The 18,576-nt window shown below is 44.1% G+C and carries 13 protein-coding genes; 11 read left to right on the top strand and 2 right to left on the bottom strand.

Annotation, left to right across the window (positions count from 1 at the left end):
- Positions 1-212 precede the first annotated feature (212 nt).
- The 4 genes from FN815_RS13530 (at position 213) to FN815_RS13515 (ending at position 3,059) form a co-directional block, all read left to right on the top strand.
- Entirely contained in the window at positions 213-749 is a 537-nt protein-coding gene (locus FN815_RS13530) for a TlpA family protein disulfide reductase (protein ID WP_142455183.1), read from the top strand.
- Between the two features lie 5 nt (positions 750-754).
- A complete protein-coding gene (ahcY, locus tag FN815_RS13525; protein ID WP_142455182.1) occupies positions 755-2,068 on the top strand; it encodes an adenosylhomocysteinase in 1,314 nt (437 codons plus the stop codon).
- Positions 2,069-2,475: 407 nt separating this feature from the next.
- Complete coding sequence (locus FN815_RS13520) at positions 2,476-2,670, top strand: type II toxin-antitoxin system VapB family antitoxin (RefSeq protein ID WP_142455181.1); 195 nt, start codon at positions 2,476-2,478, stop codon at positions 2,668-2,670.
- Positions 2,670-3,059, top strand: a complete 390-nt coding sequence (locus FN815_RS13515) for a PIN domain-containing protein (protein WP_142455180.1) — start codon at positions 2,670-2,672, stop codon at positions 3,057-3,059. Before FN815_RS13520 ends, FN815_RS13515 begins: the two co-directional genes overlap by 1 nt.
- A 694-nt stretch (positions 3,060-3,753) precedes the next feature.
- On the opposite strand, the gene FN815_RS13510 is transcribed toward FN815_RS13515, so the two are convergent.
- Positions 3,754-5,004 (bottom strand): NAD(P)/FAD-dependent oxidoreductase, encoded by a 1,251-nt coding sequence (locus FN815_RS13510; RefSeq protein WP_142455179.1) that lies wholly within the window; start codon positions 5,002-5,004, stop codon positions 3,754-3,756.
- Positions 5,005-5,103: 99 nt separating this feature from the next.
- Positions 5,104-5,526 carry a VOC family protein gene (locus FN815_RS13505; RefSeq protein ID WP_142455178.1) on the bottom strand — a complete coding sequence of 141 codons (423 nt, stop codon included), beginning with the start codon at positions 5,524-5,526 and terminating at the stop codon, positions 5,104-5,106.
- Between the two features lie 260 nt (positions 5,527-5,786).
- Between FN815_RS13505 and FN815_RS13500 the strand changes: the two genes are divergently transcribed.
- The 7 genes from FN815_RS13500 (at position 5,787) to secA (ending at position 18,390) form a co-directional block, all read left to right on the top strand.
- Positions 5,787-6,713, top strand: coding sequence for a bile acid:sodium symporter family protein (locus FN815_RS13500; protein WP_142455177.1), 927 nt, complete (start codon positions 5,787-5,789; stop codon positions 6,711-6,713).
- A complete protein-coding gene (locus FN815_RS13495) occupies positions 6,706-7,971 on the top strand; it encodes a 1-acyl-sn-glycerol-3-phosphate acyltransferase (protein ID WP_142455176.1) in 1,266 nt (421 codons plus the stop codon). The genes FN815_RS13500 and FN815_RS13495 overlap by 8 nt, the downstream gene beginning before the upstream one ends.
- A 55-nt stretch (positions 7,972-8,026) precedes the next feature.
- Entirely contained in the window at positions 8,027-8,575 is a 549-nt protein-coding gene (locus FN815_RS13490) for a superoxide dismutase family protein (protein WP_142455175.1), read from the top strand.
- A gap of 910 nt (positions 8,576-9,485) precedes the next feature.
- Entirely contained in the window at positions 9,486-9,881 is a 396-nt protein-coding gene (locus FN815_RS13485) for a hypothetical protein (protein ID WP_142455174.1), read from the top strand.
- A 13-nt stretch (positions 9,882-9,894) separates the two neighbouring features.
- Positions 9,895-11,370: a hypothetical protein gene (locus FN815_RS13480; protein WP_142455173.1), complete on the top strand. Its 1,476-nt coding sequence runs from the start codon at positions 9,895-9,897 to the stop codon at positions 11,368-11,370.
- Between the two features lie 935 nt (positions 11,371-12,305).
- Entirely contained in the window at positions 12,306-14,303 is a 1,998-nt protein-coding gene (locus FN815_RS13475) for a NosD domain-containing protein (RefSeq protein ID WP_185957304.1), read from the top strand.
- Positions 14,304-14,991: 688 nt separating this feature from the next.
- Entirely contained in the window at positions 14,992-18,390 is a 3,399-nt protein-coding gene (gene secA / locus FN815_RS13470) for a preprotein translocase subunit SecA (RefSeq protein WP_142455171.1), read from the top strand.
- The last annotated feature ends 186 nt before the right edge of the window (positions 18,391-18,576 follow it).

The raw sequence follows: 18,576 nt of genomic DNA, 5'->3' as shown, positions 1-18,576 counted from the left end.
TAGTAGCCCTTTTTTTAAGGAAATCGTAGCACTTGCCATTATTGTCAATTTATATTTAATAAACAAGCATAGGCATCAGCCCTAAAAATTTTAAGATGTATATGAATGCTTGGTTCATAATCTGAGTTTCACATCAAGAATCATGTCCCTTGTTTCCCGTTTAAAAATCGTATCTTTACCAGTTGTAATAAGAAACTATCACACTATACCCTATGAAATCATTTTTATTGTCATCCCTTTGTATTGTAATGTTGGCGATTTCTGCCTGCTCGGAATCCCCGCGTCAAAATCCACGTGAGCTAAGTGAAGAAGAGCAGAATATTGATAAAATCATTAGTGAAGCTTCATTCCAGGATTTAGAAGGCAATGCGGTACAAGTATCAGACTTTGCAGGAAAAGTGGTACTTATTGATTTTTGGGAAACCTGGTGCGGGCCCTGCTTGCAAGTGTTCCCTGCCATGGACTCTCTTCAGAATGAATATCCGGAAGATTTTGTTGTAATAGCCGTTAATTTAAATGATTCGGACAGCCCCGAAGATGTGGAAGATTTTAAGGAAGGGAATGAGTACGATTTTGTGTACACCATTGACAATGAAAATGTAGGTAATCAAATCATAAAGCTCGGTATTCCCTTTAAAGTTTTTGTAGATCCGGAAGGCTATTTGATTACAACGGAGTTAGGTTCATCTGGAACGGAAGGTGATTATCGCAAAGCGAAAGAAATTATAGAACAAAACAAAACATCATAAGCACTATGGCAGAAGTAAAAGAAGAAAAATTACCCTATAAAGTAAAAGACATCTCCCTTGCCAAATGGGGACGCCAGGAAATTGAGCTGGCTGAAGCGGAAATGCCCGGATTGATGGCACTCCGCGAGGAATACAAAGACGAACAACCCCTTAAAGGCGCCCGCATTGCCGGTTGCCTGCACATGACTATCCAAACCGCCGTATTGATTGAAACCCTGATTGAACTGGGGGCGGATGTAACATGGTCTTCTTGTAACATTTATTCTACGCAGGATCATGCCGCTGCAGCTATGGCTGAAGCCGGCGTGCCCGTGTATGCCTGGAAAGGAATGAGCGAAGAGGAATTCAACTGGGCCATCGAACAAACCCTGTTCTTCCCGGATGGACAGCCTCTTAATATGATTTTGGATGACGGCGGCGACCTCACCAACATGGTGCTTGATGAGTACCCTGAATTGGTGGAAGGCATCAACGGAATTTCTGAAGAAACTACAACCGGCGTTCTTCGCCTGGTTGAGCGCGAGCGGAAAGGCACACTGAGCCTGCCTGCCATCAACGTGAACGACTCTGTGACCAAGTCCAAGTTTGATAACAAGTATGGCTGCCGTGAATCTGCTGCTGATGCTATCCGTCGCGCCACCGACGTAATGATGGCTGGCAAAGTAGCCGTTGTTGGTGGTTATGGTGATGTAGGCAAAGGAACCGCTGCTTCGCTTCGGGGAGCCGGTGCCCGCGTGATCGTGACTGAAATCGATCCCATCTGTGCGCTGCAGGCTGCTATGGATGGATTCGAAGTGAAGAAAATGGATGACGCCGCCGAAGAAGGCGATATATTTGTAACGGCTACCGGAAACAAAGACATCATCAAAGACCGACATTTCAAGAAAATGAAAGACAAAGCCATTGTGGGCAACATTGGTCACTTTGATAACGAGATTGACGTAGCCTGGCTGAAGAAAAATGCCGAGGAAGAAAACATTAAGCCTCAGGTAGATCTGTTTACCATGAAGGACTCCGGCAAGCAGATTGTACTGCTTTCCCAAGGCCGCTTGATGAACCTGGGTAATGCAACCGGTCATCCTTCTTTTGTGATGAGCAACAGTTTTACCAACCAGACACTGGCACAGATTGCCCTTTGGAATCGTCCCGAGGAATTTGAGCCCGGTGTACATGTGCTGCCAAAATCTCTGGATGAGAAAGTAGCGCGTCTGCACCTCTCCAAAATTGGTGTAGAGCTGGATACCCTGACCGAAGATCAAGCCGAGTATATTGGCGTACCTATTACGGGTCCGTACAAATCAGATCAGTACCGGTACTAATCGGTTAGTTGTTGTTTGATAAAATTAAAGCCTTGTTCATTTAATTGAGCAGGGCTTTTTTTGTTTGATTGATTTCTCAGCCAAATAATATTCGCTCCAACGCAGAGCGTGTGGAACGAGGGAGGGGAAGGTCAGCTTGTGAGGAAGTGAATGAAAAGTTTCCCCTCCTTGGAGGGGATTAAGGGGTGGGTGAGATGTCTCCAAAGCTCAACATTGGAATTGCAACAAAAAAGAGGACCCCGGATCTTTTCAGTCTTTAGCGAAGCGGTGACTGAAAAGTACAAGCATTGCGAGTCTCCAGACTCGCGTGGGATGAAATTGGTAATCTGAAATTCTACCCTTGCCTGACTTTAAATGGACAATTTTGTATTATGCATAAAAACCTATGCATCAATATGTAATATATTATGAGAACAACTCTTGATATCCCCAAAAAACTTATGGATGAAGCGATGGAGGCAACCGGTTCAAAAACCAAAAGTCAACTGGTTAAAGATGCCCTGCAGGCTCAAATCGATCGAGCTAAGAGAAAACGCCTCATAACCCGCAAGGGAAGCATCGACTTAGACATTGATCTTGATACAATACGCAACAGGAAGTAATGTCTAAGTATAAAGTACTAATAGACAGTTCGGTTTGGATTGAATATTTCAAAAATGGAGGTTTGCCGAAACTTGATCTACTGATTGAAGAAGGTTTAGCTTGCACCAACGATCTGATACTTACGGAATTAGGGCCCGCCTTGGTTCATCAAAAAGAATCAGAAGTTTTTCAGGATCTGCTGGCTATTGAAAAAATTCACCTTTCCATCGACTGGGAAATTATAAGGGAATATCAGCTGATAAATCTCCAGCATGGAATCAACAAAGTAGGCATTCCTGATCTGATTATAGTCCAGCAAGTTATTGCTGAAAAAATCACCTTATGTAGTTTTGATAAACATTTTAAACTCATGCAAGATCATCTCACTTTTGAGTTGTTTGAAGTTTGAATATAGATCGTACGATATTTTTTTTTCCAATCTTTAATCCATTTTGAATCCTCTTTCTAAAGTCTCTGATTTATAAGTTGTCGGGATGTTTTTTTCATCTTCTGCGAAGCGGTGACTGGAAAGCACAAGCATTACAAGCCTCCAGACTTGTGTGGCTTTGAGAAAATGGGAAGCAAGAGCTTGATAGCGAGTACTAAAATTCCCTCTTTGAAGAGGGACCGGAAAATCAGCTCGCTGATTTTGCAGGGGGATGTGAGATGATAACTTACGTCCGGTAAACCTATACCTGAATACGTAGTAAGTAAATATCACTTCGCTTCAACGTGTAATATGGGGAATGAGGGAAAAGCACAAGCATATCGAGTCTGGCAGAATCGCATAGATCAAAGGCGCTTAAATCAGCTATCGTACATCCCTCTGGTTTCGAGCTAAAGCTCTCAACCGGTCGGGAGAGTTATCATGTATCAACCGGTAGATGCAAATATTGAAAATGATATCTGAAAACACCAAAGAGAAATGCACTCTTTGCACTCCTCTGTTGCGGAATGCCTAATAGAGGCTCTGCCCCCATTCCGACAAAGGAAGCTGGAGCTTCCCGGACTGCATTACCAAGCAAGAGCTTGGTAACGAGCACCAATTTTCCATCTTTCAATTTTTAATCTCCAATCTCCAATCTGAAATTTGCAATCTGTAATCAATCCTCTTTAGCGTCCGATTTAATCAACCTTACACCTCGTTTAAACGTCAGGTAATGCCACATCCACTCGGCAAATACCCTAAAACGATTTCGGAAGCCAATCAGAAAGAAGATGTGGATAAAGCCCCACAGCAACCAGGCGAAGAACCCGCTGAATTTAAAACCCCGCACATCGGCAACGGCTTTGGCCCGGCCAATGGTAGCCATAGAGCCTTTATCCGTGTAATGGAAAGGTGGTCGTTCTTTTAGCTTTTGGGGATTGCGCAACAGGTCGCCAAGGAATCTTCCCTGCTGCATGGCCACCGGGGCCAGTCCGGGTAGGGGTTTGCCGTTTTTATCTTCGAGATAAGCGGCATCCCCAAGCACAAAAATGTTAGAGTGATCGGGAAGGGATAAATCAGGATTCACTTTTACGCGTCCGCCACGATCCGTTTCAGCATTCAGGGTTTCCAGCATGGGAGAAGCCGACACTCCGGCCGCCCAAATAATATTTGGCGTTTCGATAAAGCGGTCACTGAGTTGAACACCATTTTCTTTGATTTCCTGAACCGGTGAATTCAGCAGCACATTTACGCCCATTTTCTCCAGCGTGGCATGGCCTTTTTCAGGAAGAGGTTCATCAAAGCCATTTAAAATGCCCGGCGCGGCTTCAACCAGGTGTATTTGGGTTTCACCTTTTTTGAAATTGCGGTAGTCGCGCATCATGTTGCGTTTGGCAATTTCTGCAATCGAGCCGGCCATCTCCACACCTGTTGGTCCGCCACCAATGACTACGTAGGTTAAATAGGGTTTTCGCTTTTGGGGATCCGTAATCTGTTCCGCTTTTTCCAGGGAAAGCAGGATGCGTTCACGAATGTCCAGAGCATCATTGAGAGATTTCAGGCCCGGGGCGTGTTTCTCCCAGTCCTTGTTTCCGAAGTAGTTGTACCGGGCTCCGGGCGCCAAAACCAGGAAGTCAAAATCAAGTGTAGTACCGTCTTTCAACGACAACGTGTTTTCTTGTTTATTCACCCCTGTTACTTCTCCAAGTAACACTCGAATGTTGTCTTTTTTAGAAAATATTGCCCGGATTGGCGTGGCAATATCTCCCGGCGAAAGAGCAGCCGTTGCCACTTGGTACAGCAGCGGTTGAAAAAGGTGGTGATTGGATTTATCAACGATTACAACTTCATAGTCGGTGTCAGCGAGTTTTTTTGCTGCAGAGATGCCGGCAAAGCCACCGCCAACTATTACTACTTTCTTGGCCATTTTGGGGGTGTTAGGGTGTTAAAGTGCGACAGTGTTATAGTGTGGAGGCAACAATCTTTAATCTTCCATCTTTCAATCTTCAATAAAAAAGACAATCACTCACTTCGCAAAAATTTGCTCTTTATTGGCAAAAGCCTTGAACTCGAGTGCGTTTCCACTTGGGTCTAAAAAGAACATAGTAGACTGCTCGCCGGGTTCGCCTTTAAAACGAGTGTAGGGTTCAATTACAAACTCGATGCCTTCGGCTTTCAGCTTTTCGGCCAGTTTGTTCCATTCGTCCATTTCAAGTATCACCCCAAAATGACGGACCGGTACGCCGTGGCCGTCCACGGCATTCATGGCGGATTCTTTGGCTTCATCCGGACTTAGGTGCGCCACTACCTGGTGGCCCCACATATTGAAATCGATCCAGCTGTCGGAACTGCGACCGGTTTCGCAGCCCAGCAGGTCATGGTAAAAGGCATAGGTTTCTTCAAGATCTTTGACGGGAAAAGCGAGGTGAAAAGGAGAAATGGTGCTCATAGGAAGTCTGTGCTTAAAAGGTTTTTAAATCTAAAAGAATGTAGGATTTTGAAGCTAAGAATGCTAAATGTGAATAGCTTCTATTCCGCTAAACGATGATATAACCGACCAATTATTTCCTGCTCCAAACATCCCAAAAGTTTTGTATCCTTGGGTTATAGCCAGCACACCCCAGTTAAAATCGCAGCTTATCAACTTATTAATGAGTGAAGGGCAGGGTTGTTGGCGGCTTTCAGAACTTACGAGGTAGAACGTTATACATGAACGAATCGATAGATGCGCTTCGGCTCAACCTGGATAGTGGCGGCCTGCACGTGATGAACGTGTCTTTAGCCGTCATTATGTTTGGAGTAGCCCTGGAGCTTACCATAAACGATTTTAAGAAAGTAGCCAAAAACCCCAAAGGCACACTGGTGGGGCTGGCCTGCCAGTTTCTGGTGCTTCCTTTTATCACCTGGCTGATGGTGATAATTTTGGAACCCCACCCCAGTTTTGCGTTGGGAATGATGATGATAGCAGCCTGCCCCGGGGGCAACATCTCTAATTTCTTTTCGCTGCTTGCTCGTGGCAATGCGGCCCTGTCTGTAAGTATGACGGCCTTTGCTACCTTACTTTCTATTGTGATGACGCCCTTCAACTTCACCTTTTGGGCCAGTATGTATGGGCCCACAAACGCCATTCTCACCGAAATTCATCTTGACCTGTTTGAGGTGTTTCGCATCATCGTGCTTATCCTCGGTATCCCGTTAGTTTTGGGGATGAGTTTCCGTTATTTTAAAGATGAACTTGCCCAAACTATTTCTCCCTATATCAAAAATTTTGGTATCCTGTTTTTTGCGGGATTTGTGCTCGTGGCCTTCAGCATGAATTTCGACAATTTTATCAATTACGTCCATTTGGTGATAGTGCTCGTCTTTTTCCACAATGCTTTTGCGCTGATGAGCGGCTACGGCATGGGCTACCTTTTTAAACTTCCACGCAAAGACCGAAAATCTATTGCCATAGAAACCGGCATTCAAAACTCAGGATTAGGATTGCTGCTGATTTTTAATTTCTTTGACGGCCTCGGAGGCATGGCCTTGGTGGCTGCCTGGTGGGGCATCTGGCATATCGTAGCCGGGCTCACTATCGGATGGTATTGGTCGGTCGGAAAATCAACTTTACACCGCGTGTTCAGTAATGCGTAAAAATTATTTGTGGTATCAGCTGTTTCGGTATCCCATTGTGGGGGGCGCGCTGCGTCTTTATTACAAAAAACTAAAAGTGACCGGACGGGAGTATTTCCCCAAAAATAAGCCCATCCTTTTTGTGCCCAACCATCAGAATTCGTTTATGGATGCGTTGCTGGTGGTGTGTACGGTGCGGCCTTTTATCTATTTTTTAACCAGGGCCGAGGCGTTTCGTCCACCCCTGCAGGGGTGGTTTTTGGGTACGCTGAATATGCTACCGGTATACCGCGTGCGCGATGGCTTCAGTTCCATACAAAAGAACAACGCCATTTTTGAGGAGTGCTTCCGCTACTATGGCCGTAACGATGCTGTGCTGATTTTTCCGGAGGCTAATCACAATCTTAAACGGCGTATTCGTCCGCTTAGCAAAGGCTTTACCCGCCTGGCGTTTGGGGGAGAAGAATATTACGATTGGGAGTTGGATTTACAGATTGTACCAGTAGGCTTGAATTATACTGCCCATCGCGAACCCCGTAACATTGCACATGTGTGTTACGGAAAGCCCATCCCCGTAAAAAAATACCACGCCGAGTTTAAAGAAGACGAGAAAGCCGCCACCGATCGTATGAAAGCGGAGGTATCTAAAGCTATGAAAAAGCTGGTATTTCATGCGCCTAACCTGGATACGTACCCGGTGCAAAAGTTGCTGTGGGAAGTTTTGGAACCGGATGATGCCGTACTGACCGACCCGGCAACTTCCAATAAACGAATCAAGCAAACGCGCCCGCATATTACGGAGGCGTTGAAGGAGGAGGCCAAAGCGCTAACGGAGCTTGCCGAGAAACACGATGTTGATTTACGGGCATTGGCTCATCCCCAGTCATTTAGCTGGAAAGATGCACTAATGCTGCCGGTGTATGGTTTTTCGCTGGCGAATAATGCTATTCCCTATCAGGCGGTGCGGCATCTCACGACCAAGGTGATTAAAGATCACGCCTTCGATGCGTCCATTAAATTTTTGACTGGCGTGTTACTTCTACCGCTTTTTTATTTGGTGATGTGCGGCATACTGGCCCTGGCGGGCGTAGAGGGCAGCTGGCTGGCGGCTTATTTTGGGGTGAGTGTGATTTCGGCCCCGGCGTTCATCAGGGCTAAAGAGGTATTCCGTCTCGGTTCAACCCAAACATTAAAGAAAAAGAAGCCCCAACTTTTTGAGGATTTAACAAACCGGTTGGAAACATTTCGTAGTTTACGTCATTCTATTATAAATGAATGAAGCACAGGGTTTTAGTGTTTCAGGGACAAATATTAACCAAACCAAATTATCAGCTATGAGATTTTTGACTTTTGTTTTTGCAGCCGCATTATTTGCCGTGGGATGTACCGAAACGCAAACCGTAGAAAAAGAAGTGGTGAAAACCGTAAGCGAGCACGATTTTGATGAACTCACTGCCACCGTGATGGCGGTAGGCGAAAGTGGCGTAAGCGGAACTGTAACGTTCACCAAAGCTAACGATGGTGTGCAAGTGCAAGGAAATTTCGCTGGATTAGAGCCAGGAATGCACGGATTTCATATCCACCAATATGGCGATTGCAGTGCGGATGACGGGACCAGCGCGGGCGGACATTTTAATCCCGCAGGAAACGACCACGCCGCTCCAACCGATAGCAGCCGACACATGGGCGACCTCGGGAACCTGGAAGCCAACGAAAACGGCGAAGCCACTATTGATTACACCGATTCTGTTATTGACATGAGTCAAATTCTGGGTCGGGGATTGATTATTCATGCCGGTGAAGATGATCTGACTTCTCAGCCTACCGGAGCAGCCGGAAGTCGCCTTGCCTGTGGCGTAATTGGCGTGGCGCAAGGACAGTAACGATTTATTAATTGACTATTAATTAAGCCAACCCTCCAAGGATTTTAAACCCTTGGAGGGTTTTTTAGTTTTGGAGCTTTTTGCCCTTGGCTACAGGGTCTCATCCTGACTCTACCCGAGGTTCACTAAAGATCTTTCGAAGTTGCACTTCAAAAGAAAAAGCAAGAGAAGGCTAAGCCTTCAGTACAAAATTCTGGGTTTAGTTGCCAAAGGAATAATTATGGCTGTTGATTTACTAATCACCGCCACAATACAACTCCAGTACCCCTCCAGTATAAGTCCAGTACAACTCCAGTTAAAATGTTTCCGGAAATAGAGCGATATTGGAGCGGTAATGGAGGGATAGTATCTGGATGGTTTGGTAAAGTCCAAATGCGGAAAATAATCTGCTTGCTTATTACTCCTGTAGCAACTTCTCAGACTACATTCATTATGCTGCCATAGTGTTGCAATTATTGAAAGCTTTTTATCTGTCAGGTAAAGTTTTTTGAAAAATTTTGTAACAAATGCCGTTTGGTTTACTCTTGTATATGCAACGGGAGAGTAAAGAGAAGTTTTATAGCATGAAATTAGCCATACATCAAGAGATTTTAAAGTATCCCTTTCTTTTTTTGTATTACAGGTGATCTAGAAATGAGCAAAAATTGCTAAAAGAGAATTCGAGTATCTGTCGAAAATTTAACTATAGAGAAACCGAAAAGAAGAAACAGATCCTAATTATGAGAACATTGCCCTTCTTATTTGCCGCGCTTGCAGTAGCCTGTGTGATATTGAACTCTTGCACGGTGCAAACCGAGTGCGAAGAAGAAATTATAATTAATAGAGAACCCAATTCCTGATACCACACTTGTGATAGGCCAGAAACCGTTTCGAAGGGATGTCTGAGAATTGCTTTAAAGGAGAAATTACAATGAAAAATATTCTAAACCTCATATTACTAACATTCATTGCTTTTTTATTTACCCAATGCTTGGGTGGAATTAACGACCGGGAAGACTGCGATGGTTATCCTAAACTCATCAATCCCATACCAGATACCACAGTAGCCCTAAGCCAGGACACTTTGTTCATAGATCTTTCTGGGAGTAATGATTCAGTATTTAGGCATACAGCCGGAAAAGGAATGATTTTTAGTTTTGGTGGTACGGCTAGGATTACGCAAAGATATAAAAATAGAAATCCTGAATTGGGGAAAGAAGCATTAGTAATATTAGAAGAAACAGGGACTTTTGAGGGAACGATAATTGCAACAGATGACTGCGAAAAACTTGAAAGAGATGATTTTAAACTTACAATTACGAACTAACGGGGAAATTACTATGAAAGCAATAAAGTTAATAACATTCTTTATGATACTATTTGGTGGTACAGCTAACGCACAAATAACGCTTAGTGAAACCATGGACATGGTCAACTATCGTTTTGCGGATAGCCAGTCCCGGGCATATGTAGATCAGCATCCAAGCTTAACGTTTAACGGCTTTAAATCATCCAATGATAATTTCGGGTACAGTATTGAATCTATTATCAATAAAATTTACTACAGCAGCAATCCGAATGATATAAAATTGATCAGAGATTTGTTTGAGGATGTTGTAGATGATGCAAAATTATCATTGGTGGTAGACCCAAGTGTAAGTAATGACTGTTCTTTTGACAGGGATAAAGTAGATGAAAATTCTCGAATGCTACAAAACTTAGCCTTTGTAGCCCTAATCTCTTATGTGGCTGATAAAGAAGGCATAAACGTTCAAAACCCGCCAAACGGAGCGGCTGCTTTACCGTCACCCACCCAAGCCATGAGTAATTTAAAAACGGCTTTTATACGGATGCTCAGCTATGGAGTATTTGGCATGACGTGTAAAGATCAAGTACACCGGCAACGATCAATTATGAATACAGCAAAGGCTATTGATTTATATCTGGCCTTGGAAAACGCATATAAACACTATGAGAATCTATCATCCTGGAACTATAGTTACTCCTACTTTTTAAATTCCAGCCAAAAAGCACAATTAATGTCTCTCGTTAAAGAAAGTCTGGATAAAATGTATGATCACCTAAAAGACGGAGCATTGGGGGTTACTACTGATGAAGCTGAGCCGGGAAACCGTCCGCTTATAATATATTCTTCAATTGCATATTCGAGTTTGGTTCTACAACATCCAATTGAATTTATTGGTCTATTACCAAATATTGATGTTGATGAGTTAATAGAAGAAGCACTAAAAAAGACAAGTAAGTCTGCTGGTACAAATAGTAATTATTACTGGGGATATCAAACCGCAGATGGTGAACGGTTTTGGGCAGAAGGGCAATATTATTTTAGGTTTGCATTGAGGAATGTTGTCTCACTTTGGCATGCTAAAAGGATTAATAATATATCAACAAATTTTACTTATATAGATCCTTTTCATTCAAGTAATTCGATGGCAAGAAAGCCACTAATATGGTTAGCCCAAACGTATGAGCCTGGTGGTTTTACAGCTCCTATTGATGATGGGAATAAATCTACAATAGCCGCTTCCAGTTTTTTAAGGTGGAGTTCTGATTATGGGGATGAAGAAATTGGAAAACGGTTTTCTCATATTGCGGCTGAAATTCGGCCTTCGGATGAAGGAATAGGGTTAAACTCTAATATGAGAGTTTTTGAATTGGCTATTCCCCGGACGTTATCAAAAACTGCTCCAGATGAAATATGGGGAAATACTACCCCTGGAATTCCTTCTCAAACCGGAAAACATGAGATTGTTTTCAGGTATAAAGATAATTTAGGAAGAGAGCACTTTATTTAAATGGAGAGGTTGGAGATGCAATAGTCCGAGGTGAAGGACATGAACAACCGGATCAACTCCAATTACTATATTCAGTAGATGAACATTCGTATTTGATTGATTCCGGGTATGATCAAGCTGACGGTAATGGAGGTATTATAAATGTTATAACTGGCAATGATTATAACCGCTCAAGCTGGAATAATTATAGAGATCATAATGTAATGGTAGCATACTCTCCTTGGGTAGATATGAATGATATATTACCAAATCCAGATGCAGATCTTCTTGGGGGGATTGACCATCCTGAGAGGCAAGGTACACTACCGAGGGTAACATCAGATCATCAAAGTGTGAGAGAGTTATACTATGATAATCAAAGCCCTGAAAATATAGAAGTTGCTTATGGTAAAATTTATTTAGAAGGAATAAATATAGCTGCTGAACCTGCAACAGATTATGCAGAGAATAGAAGAAGAGTAATATTTATAAAAGATTCAGATGATCCCTATTTAATTGACATTAGCATGGCTTATACAAATAAATGGAATGAGCCGGCTTTCTTTATGAATTTGTATCATGGTAATACTAATCTTTTGCCAAAGAATCTTGAAAATTCAAATTTTGCTTTGTGGACTAAAATAGATGGAGAGTCTGATAAACATTTATTTCTATATCCAGATAATGTAGAAGGATTAGTAGCAACAAGCACTCCTGCTAATGCTACTTTCTATGCAGATGAAGCCCGAGAAAGAAATAGTCCTGAAATTGATATAAAAAGATTGAATGTATACTCTCAGGATCTTTCAGACGCAACTCTTTATGATTATGCCTCAACAAATATTGCATTCATTAAGCCCATAACTGGTGTCAGCGAATCTACGCTTTTATCAAGCCCTAATTTGACAAGTGTACCCGAGAGGCACTTGACGTCAAATCAAGAAAAAATTGAACAAATGTATACATGGGACATTGATAGTAATACAAAAGATATATTGATTGTGAGAAGTGGTTTTAAGTATGCATCAATGGGCAGTTACACTCCTCAAGTAATTAATTTTGAAATTGAAGACGTAGAATTCAGTTTAGCAGCTAACAAAGATTTTGGGTTTGCTCGACTGAAAAAGTCTGGACAGTTTTGGATGATTGATGATGATTATAAAGTTAACATAACCCAACCCGGCTATTTTTACTCCTCCAACCAAACTATAGGCAGCTACACCTATCCAAGCGGAAGTAAAATTTATGTTGCAGACAACGTAACCCTAACCTATACCGGCTCGGTAAACCTGGATGATGCTGAAGTATTTTTAGGCCAAAACTCCAAAATAGAGATAAACAGTAATGGATCATTAAATATAGACGGCACTGTAAATGGTTCTTCGGGTTCCTCCATTGTTTCATCAGGAGATTTAACCTTTAATTCAGTTACCACCCTGAAGGATGTAGAAGTAATCATGGAAAATGGCGGGGAACTTATGGCTAATGGCCTCACCTTAGACGGGGAGGGTCTGGTGTTTAACAGCGGCTCGGACGGCCAAATTACCGGCTCCGTCATCAAAAATGCCAGCCGGGGCATCGAGTTAAACGGTAATACCACGCCACTTATTGAAGACAATACCATCAAGGATAACTCCACCGGCGTGTGGGTAAACAGCGGTGTGGGTTCAGGTGCGGAAATTATAGATAACAGGATACTGAATAACAGCACCCATGGTATCGCCAGTTACTATTCATCTCCAACTGTTGAGGACAACTTTATATTTGACAGTTCCAACTCTGCTTTTTTTGGTTTGGGTTCTACAGCAAGTATTACTGGCAATGAAATCATTAATGCAAATTATGGGCTATATTTGCTTAATGGTAGTGCGGTGCAAAACATTTCAGGCAATTTTCTAAATTCTATTTTTACGACTGCTATACATGTTGAAAGTCCGGTTACTGTGGTGGCCCAACACAATGATATTCTTCCCAGCTCAGGCAGTACTGATTACCTGGTACGGGCAAAATACGATGCTACCGTTTATGCTTCCCCTAACTTTTGGTCTAACGCAACCTCTGGTTATTTTTACGCTACAAATGGGGCCCAAATTACCTACCTGCCACAGTCATCTACTAATTATACTCCGTATTATTCACCGGCAAAAATGGCTCAAAAAACCGGAGGCCAATCCTCTGGTGCTCCCAAAGCGCAAAGCTGTGAAGAAACCTACCAACAGGTAAGCGAGTTTTTAAGTCGACAATCTAATGAAGGCAACCAGCGAGCTCTTCTCACTACCAAAGCTGCGTGCTGGCGAGCCAGCGGCAAGCCCGGATTTATAGAATACCTTAATAAGGAAATCCGTCCCGGACTGTCTAAAAAAAGCCGCCTGTATGCCACGACCTTAGAACTGGAGAACCTGTTCCTGATGGATGAGGGTAACTACAAGCAGGCGATTGCCAATTATCAAATTCTTCGCAAAATCTTTGCCGACGATCCGATGCTTCACCAGCAGGCGCTGTTCGGTCTTGGTTACATTTATAGCTTGGTGAACAAAGATGCCAGGGCAGGCGGCCATTATTTGGCTGAACTGCAACGGCGTTATCCCGAATCTTCCCTTTCCCAACAAGCCGGTAGTCTGGCCGAGGCCTACAGCTTTAAAATTGCACGGCTTTCTGATTACGAAGATTCTGAAGAAGTGGAGCAAAGTCCCGAAGAGCTAAGTCTCTCCAATTATCCGAATCCCTTTAACCCGGTTACTGAGATCAGTTACAGTTTGCCCGAACGCAGCCAGGTCTCGCTGGTGGTGTATGATATGCTGGGGCGTCAGGTTGCCGAGTTGGTCAATCAATCCCAGTCAGCAGGCTCCCATAGCGTCTCTTTTGATGCAAGTCAGCTATCCAGCGGCATCTACCTGTACCGCCTGCAGGCCGGAAATAAGGTGGTGTCCGGAAGAATGACTTTGGTGAAGTAGAAATTAGCTATTAGTTGTTAACGTTATACAACCCTCCAAGGGTTTAAAACCCTTGGAGGGTTTTTGTTTTGGGAGTTTTGTCCCTTGGCTACAGGACCCTATCTCTGTCTCTTTCCCTAATGCACTTGATGGTTAAGTTTTGTGTTTTTTAAACTAAGGTAGTAATGGCTCCAGTTTTGCTTGCGCATACCGTATGCATCAAGGGAAAGAGGACTCGTTGGTTAGCATGTAGCTCGGTTAGTGCAACAACTCCTTTGGGCACGTTCATCTTGCAGATAATTAAAAACAGCAAGCATTGAGCTTCTATGGGAGTCCCCCTCCCATGCAAGGCGCAGCCGCAGTAGGGAGGGGACAGGGGCTGGGTTTTGGAGACAAGGGCACAGATGCTTTTCCGTGCTCAAAACCCGCAACATGAAGCACGCAACCCGCACTCCTCCCCGCCAAGCTGTCTGTTTTTTACCCTCTTTTACTGCCAGAGAGGAAAGTGGCAGGATATTTGTAATCTTTAGCATTGTTAACAGTTGAACAGCCCCCAATATAAGGTTAACTTCAACCACACTAATTTGTCTTTCAAAAAGTTTTTACTATGAGTTGGCTTATGCGTCAGCTAATCTGAAGGTATTCAGTTGTTTAATTTTGAACTGTTATTAGTTTTTTGAAAGGCTAAAAATATTATTCAAAGAGTTACATGGATTTATTAGATAAAGTCGGTAAAGTAATTACCAAAGTTTTTGGCTCCAAGAGCGAGAAAGACATTAAAAAAATTCAGCCCATCGTAGATGAAATCAAGAGCTACGAAGAGGAGATGAAGCAGCTGAGCGATGAAGAGCTGAAAGCCAAGACCGATGAATTCAGGCAGAAGATTAAAGATGCCACGGCCGATACTGTAGCTGAGATCAAAGAGATTAAAGAGCAGCTGGATGATATTGAGGGTCTAAGTCCGGCCGAACACCGTGAAATGGCGGAATATCTGGATGAGCTGGAAGCAAAAGAACTGGACATTATTGAAGAAGTGCTCGACGAGTTGCTGCCGGAAGCCTTTGCAGTGCTTAAAGATACGTGTCGCCGTTTTGTGGGTAAATCCTGGAAAGTGGGTGGTAATGAAACCACCTGGGAAATGATTCCTTACGATGTACAGCTGATTGGTGCCATTGTATTGCACCAGGGCAAAGTGGCTGAGATGAAAACCGGTGAAGGTAAAACGTTGGTGGCTATCTTCCCGGCTTACCTGAATGCACTGGCCGGCAAAGGCGTGCACATCATTACCGTAAACGATTACCTGGCTAAACGTGATGCTGAGTGGAACGAGCCGATCTTCAACTTCCACGGGCTGCACGTTGACTGTATCGACCATTACAAGCCGAGTACTGAGCAGCGCCGCAAGGCATACAAGGCTGACATTACCTACGGAACCAATAACGAATTTGGCTTCGATTACCTGCGTGATAACATGGTGATTGAGCAGGAACAACTGGTTCAGCGTGATCATCACTTTACCATTATTGATGAGGTGGATTCTATTCTGATTGATGAGGCTCGTACTCCGCTGATTATTTCCGGTCCCGTACCGCAGGATAACAAATCCGACAAGTATGTGGAGATGAAGCCCCGGGTTGAATCCCTGGTAAATGCCCAAAAGAAACTGGTAGCTAACCTGGTGAAAGAGGGTAAAGAATTATTGGATCAGGGCGATGAGGAAAAAGCCGGTCTGGCGCTGTTCCGTGCCGTGCGTGGTTTCCCCAAGAATACCCAGTTGCGTAAGCTGCAGCAGGATCCCAAGATCCAGAAACTGATTCAGAAGACTGAGAATTTCTATCTGCAGGATAACGCCAAGAACATGCCCATCGTGGATGAGTATTTGTTCTATGCGGTAGATCCTAAGATGAATTCCATTGAAATGACTGAGAAGGGCCGGGAATTCATCACTAAAAAAGGTGAAGACGAAGAGTTTTTTGTGATTCCTGATTTGGGTGAGGAGACGGCTCAGATTGAGAAAGAAGTGGAGAAACTCGAAGAGAAGACACTGGAGGAAATCAAGAATAACGACGAATACAGCGAAGAGTATAAAGAAGAAAAAATTGAAGAGGCCAAGCAGGAGATCCGGCAGGAGCGCGAGCGCAAGTTTAATGAATTGCACCGACTGTTTGCCGAGCGTGGCGACCGTATCCACACCGTAAACCAGCTGCTGAAGGCTTATACCAATTTTGAGCGAGAGGAAGAATACATTGTTCAGGACGGCAAGGTAAACATTGTGGATGAGCACACCGGTCGTGTGCTTTCCGGGCGCCGCTATTCTGACGGACTCCACCAGGCTATTGAGGCCAAAGAGCAGGTGAAAGTAGAAGCCTCTACGCAGACCTATGCTACCATCACCTTGCAGAATTACTTCCGTATGTACAACAAGCTGGCTGGTATGACCGGTACGGCTGAAACGGAAGAGGGTGAATTTAACGAGATTTATGAATTGGACGTGGTGGTTATCCCTACAAACAAACCGATTGCCCGGGATGATAAAGAAGATTTAGTCTTCAAAACCAAGCGTGAGAAATTCAACGCAGCTATCCAGAAAATTCAGGAATATCACGATAAAGGACAGCCGGTGCTGGTGGGAACAACGAGTGTAGACGTATCGGAAACCGTGAGCCGTATGCTGAAACGGGCTGGTATTTCACATAACGTACTGAACGCGAAGCAACATGCCCGTGAGAGTGAAATTGTAAAGCAGGCCGGTGAGATCGGTGCCGTAACGGTGGCTACCAATATGGCCGGTCGTGGTACCGATATTAAGCTGGCCAAGGGCGTGAAAGAAAAAGGCGGCCTGGCTATTCTGGGTACTGAGCGTCACGAATCCCGGCGTATTGACTTGCAGCTGCGTGGTCGTGCCGGTCGTCAGGGTGATCCCGGCGAAACGCAATTCTATGTATCGTTGGAAGATGACCTCATGGCGATGTTTATGAGTGATCGCGTGGCCAATGTGATGGACAAACTCAGCTTTGAAGAAGGTGAGGTTATTACCCATCCATGGATTACCAAATCACTGGAACGTGCACAGAGCAAAGTAGAGCAAAACAACTTTAGCATCCGTAAGCGGCAACTGGAGTATGATGATGTACTGAACAACCAGCGTAATGTAATTTATGCCCGCCGCAAGCACGCGCTATCGGGCGAGCAACTGCGTACCGACATCCTGGATATGCTGGATGATCTGGTTGAAAACATGGTAGAACAGCATGTGGCATCCGGCGACTATGAAGGATTGCACGAAACCGTACTGCGCAACCTTGCCGTGGATGTGGAATATGACCGCGAGAAGTGGTTTAACATGCGCGAAGATGAGCTGAAAGACATGATTGTGGACAAGGCGCTGGAAATGTACCGCAAGAAAGAAGAGCGCATGGCTCAGCCGCTGTATCAGGTGATGCAGCGCATTAACGAAGCCAATCCGGAAAACCGTCCCGAGAAGGTGCAGGTGATTTTTACCGATGGCATCCGACGCATGCGGATTGTGGTTGATGTAGAGAAAGCCCTCGAAAACGAAGGTCGCGAAGTGGCGCGTTCACTCGAGAAAAGCTCTATTTTATCTATCATTGATCAGAAATGGATGGAACACCTGCGTGAGCTGGATTCCGTTAAAGAAGGTATCGGCTTGCGTTCGTTTGCTCAAAAAGATCCGCTGCTTGAATACAAGAAAGAAGCTTTTGACATGTTCAAGATGCTGTTGGATGATATCAACCAGGAATCTATATCGCTGATCTGGAAGGCTGTGCCTGAAGTACAAGCTGAAGACGGCAAGCTGGAGCAGGCCAAGCGTCAGAAATCCCGCTTTGATACTGCCTCTATGGAAACACAGCATGCCGATTCTACCGGTATGGGGCTCAAAGCCGGCCAGGGACAGCAAAATGGTGGACAGCAGCAGAAACCGCAGGGCGGCAATGCAAAACCACAACCCGTTGAGGTAGCCGACGAACCTGGTCGTAATGATTACGTGACCGTTCAAAACATGAGCTCCGGCGAAACCAAAGAAGTGAAGTGGAAATACGCCAAGCGCATGATTGACGAAGATGGCTGGGTATTGGTAGAGAAGTGAAATAATATTGAATATCGAACATCCAACAAGGAACATTGAAGTGAGTCGGGACATGTCCAAGAATCCCTTCAGGAATGACAGATAGTGGTTACGGTCGTAAGTTTGTGGTAGATGTTCCCAGTAAAGCCAAGTCTCGGAGAGTCGAAAAAACTTTCTTACCAAGATCTCTGCGGTTTGGTAGAGAAA

It is taken from the genome of Gracilimonas mengyeensis, assembly GCF_900182705.1.
Lineage (GTDB): Bacteria > Bacteroidota > Rhodothermia > Balneolales > Balneolaceae > Gracilimonas > Gracilimonas mengyeensis.
This window is presented reverse-complemented; position numbering and strand designations above follow the sequence as displayed.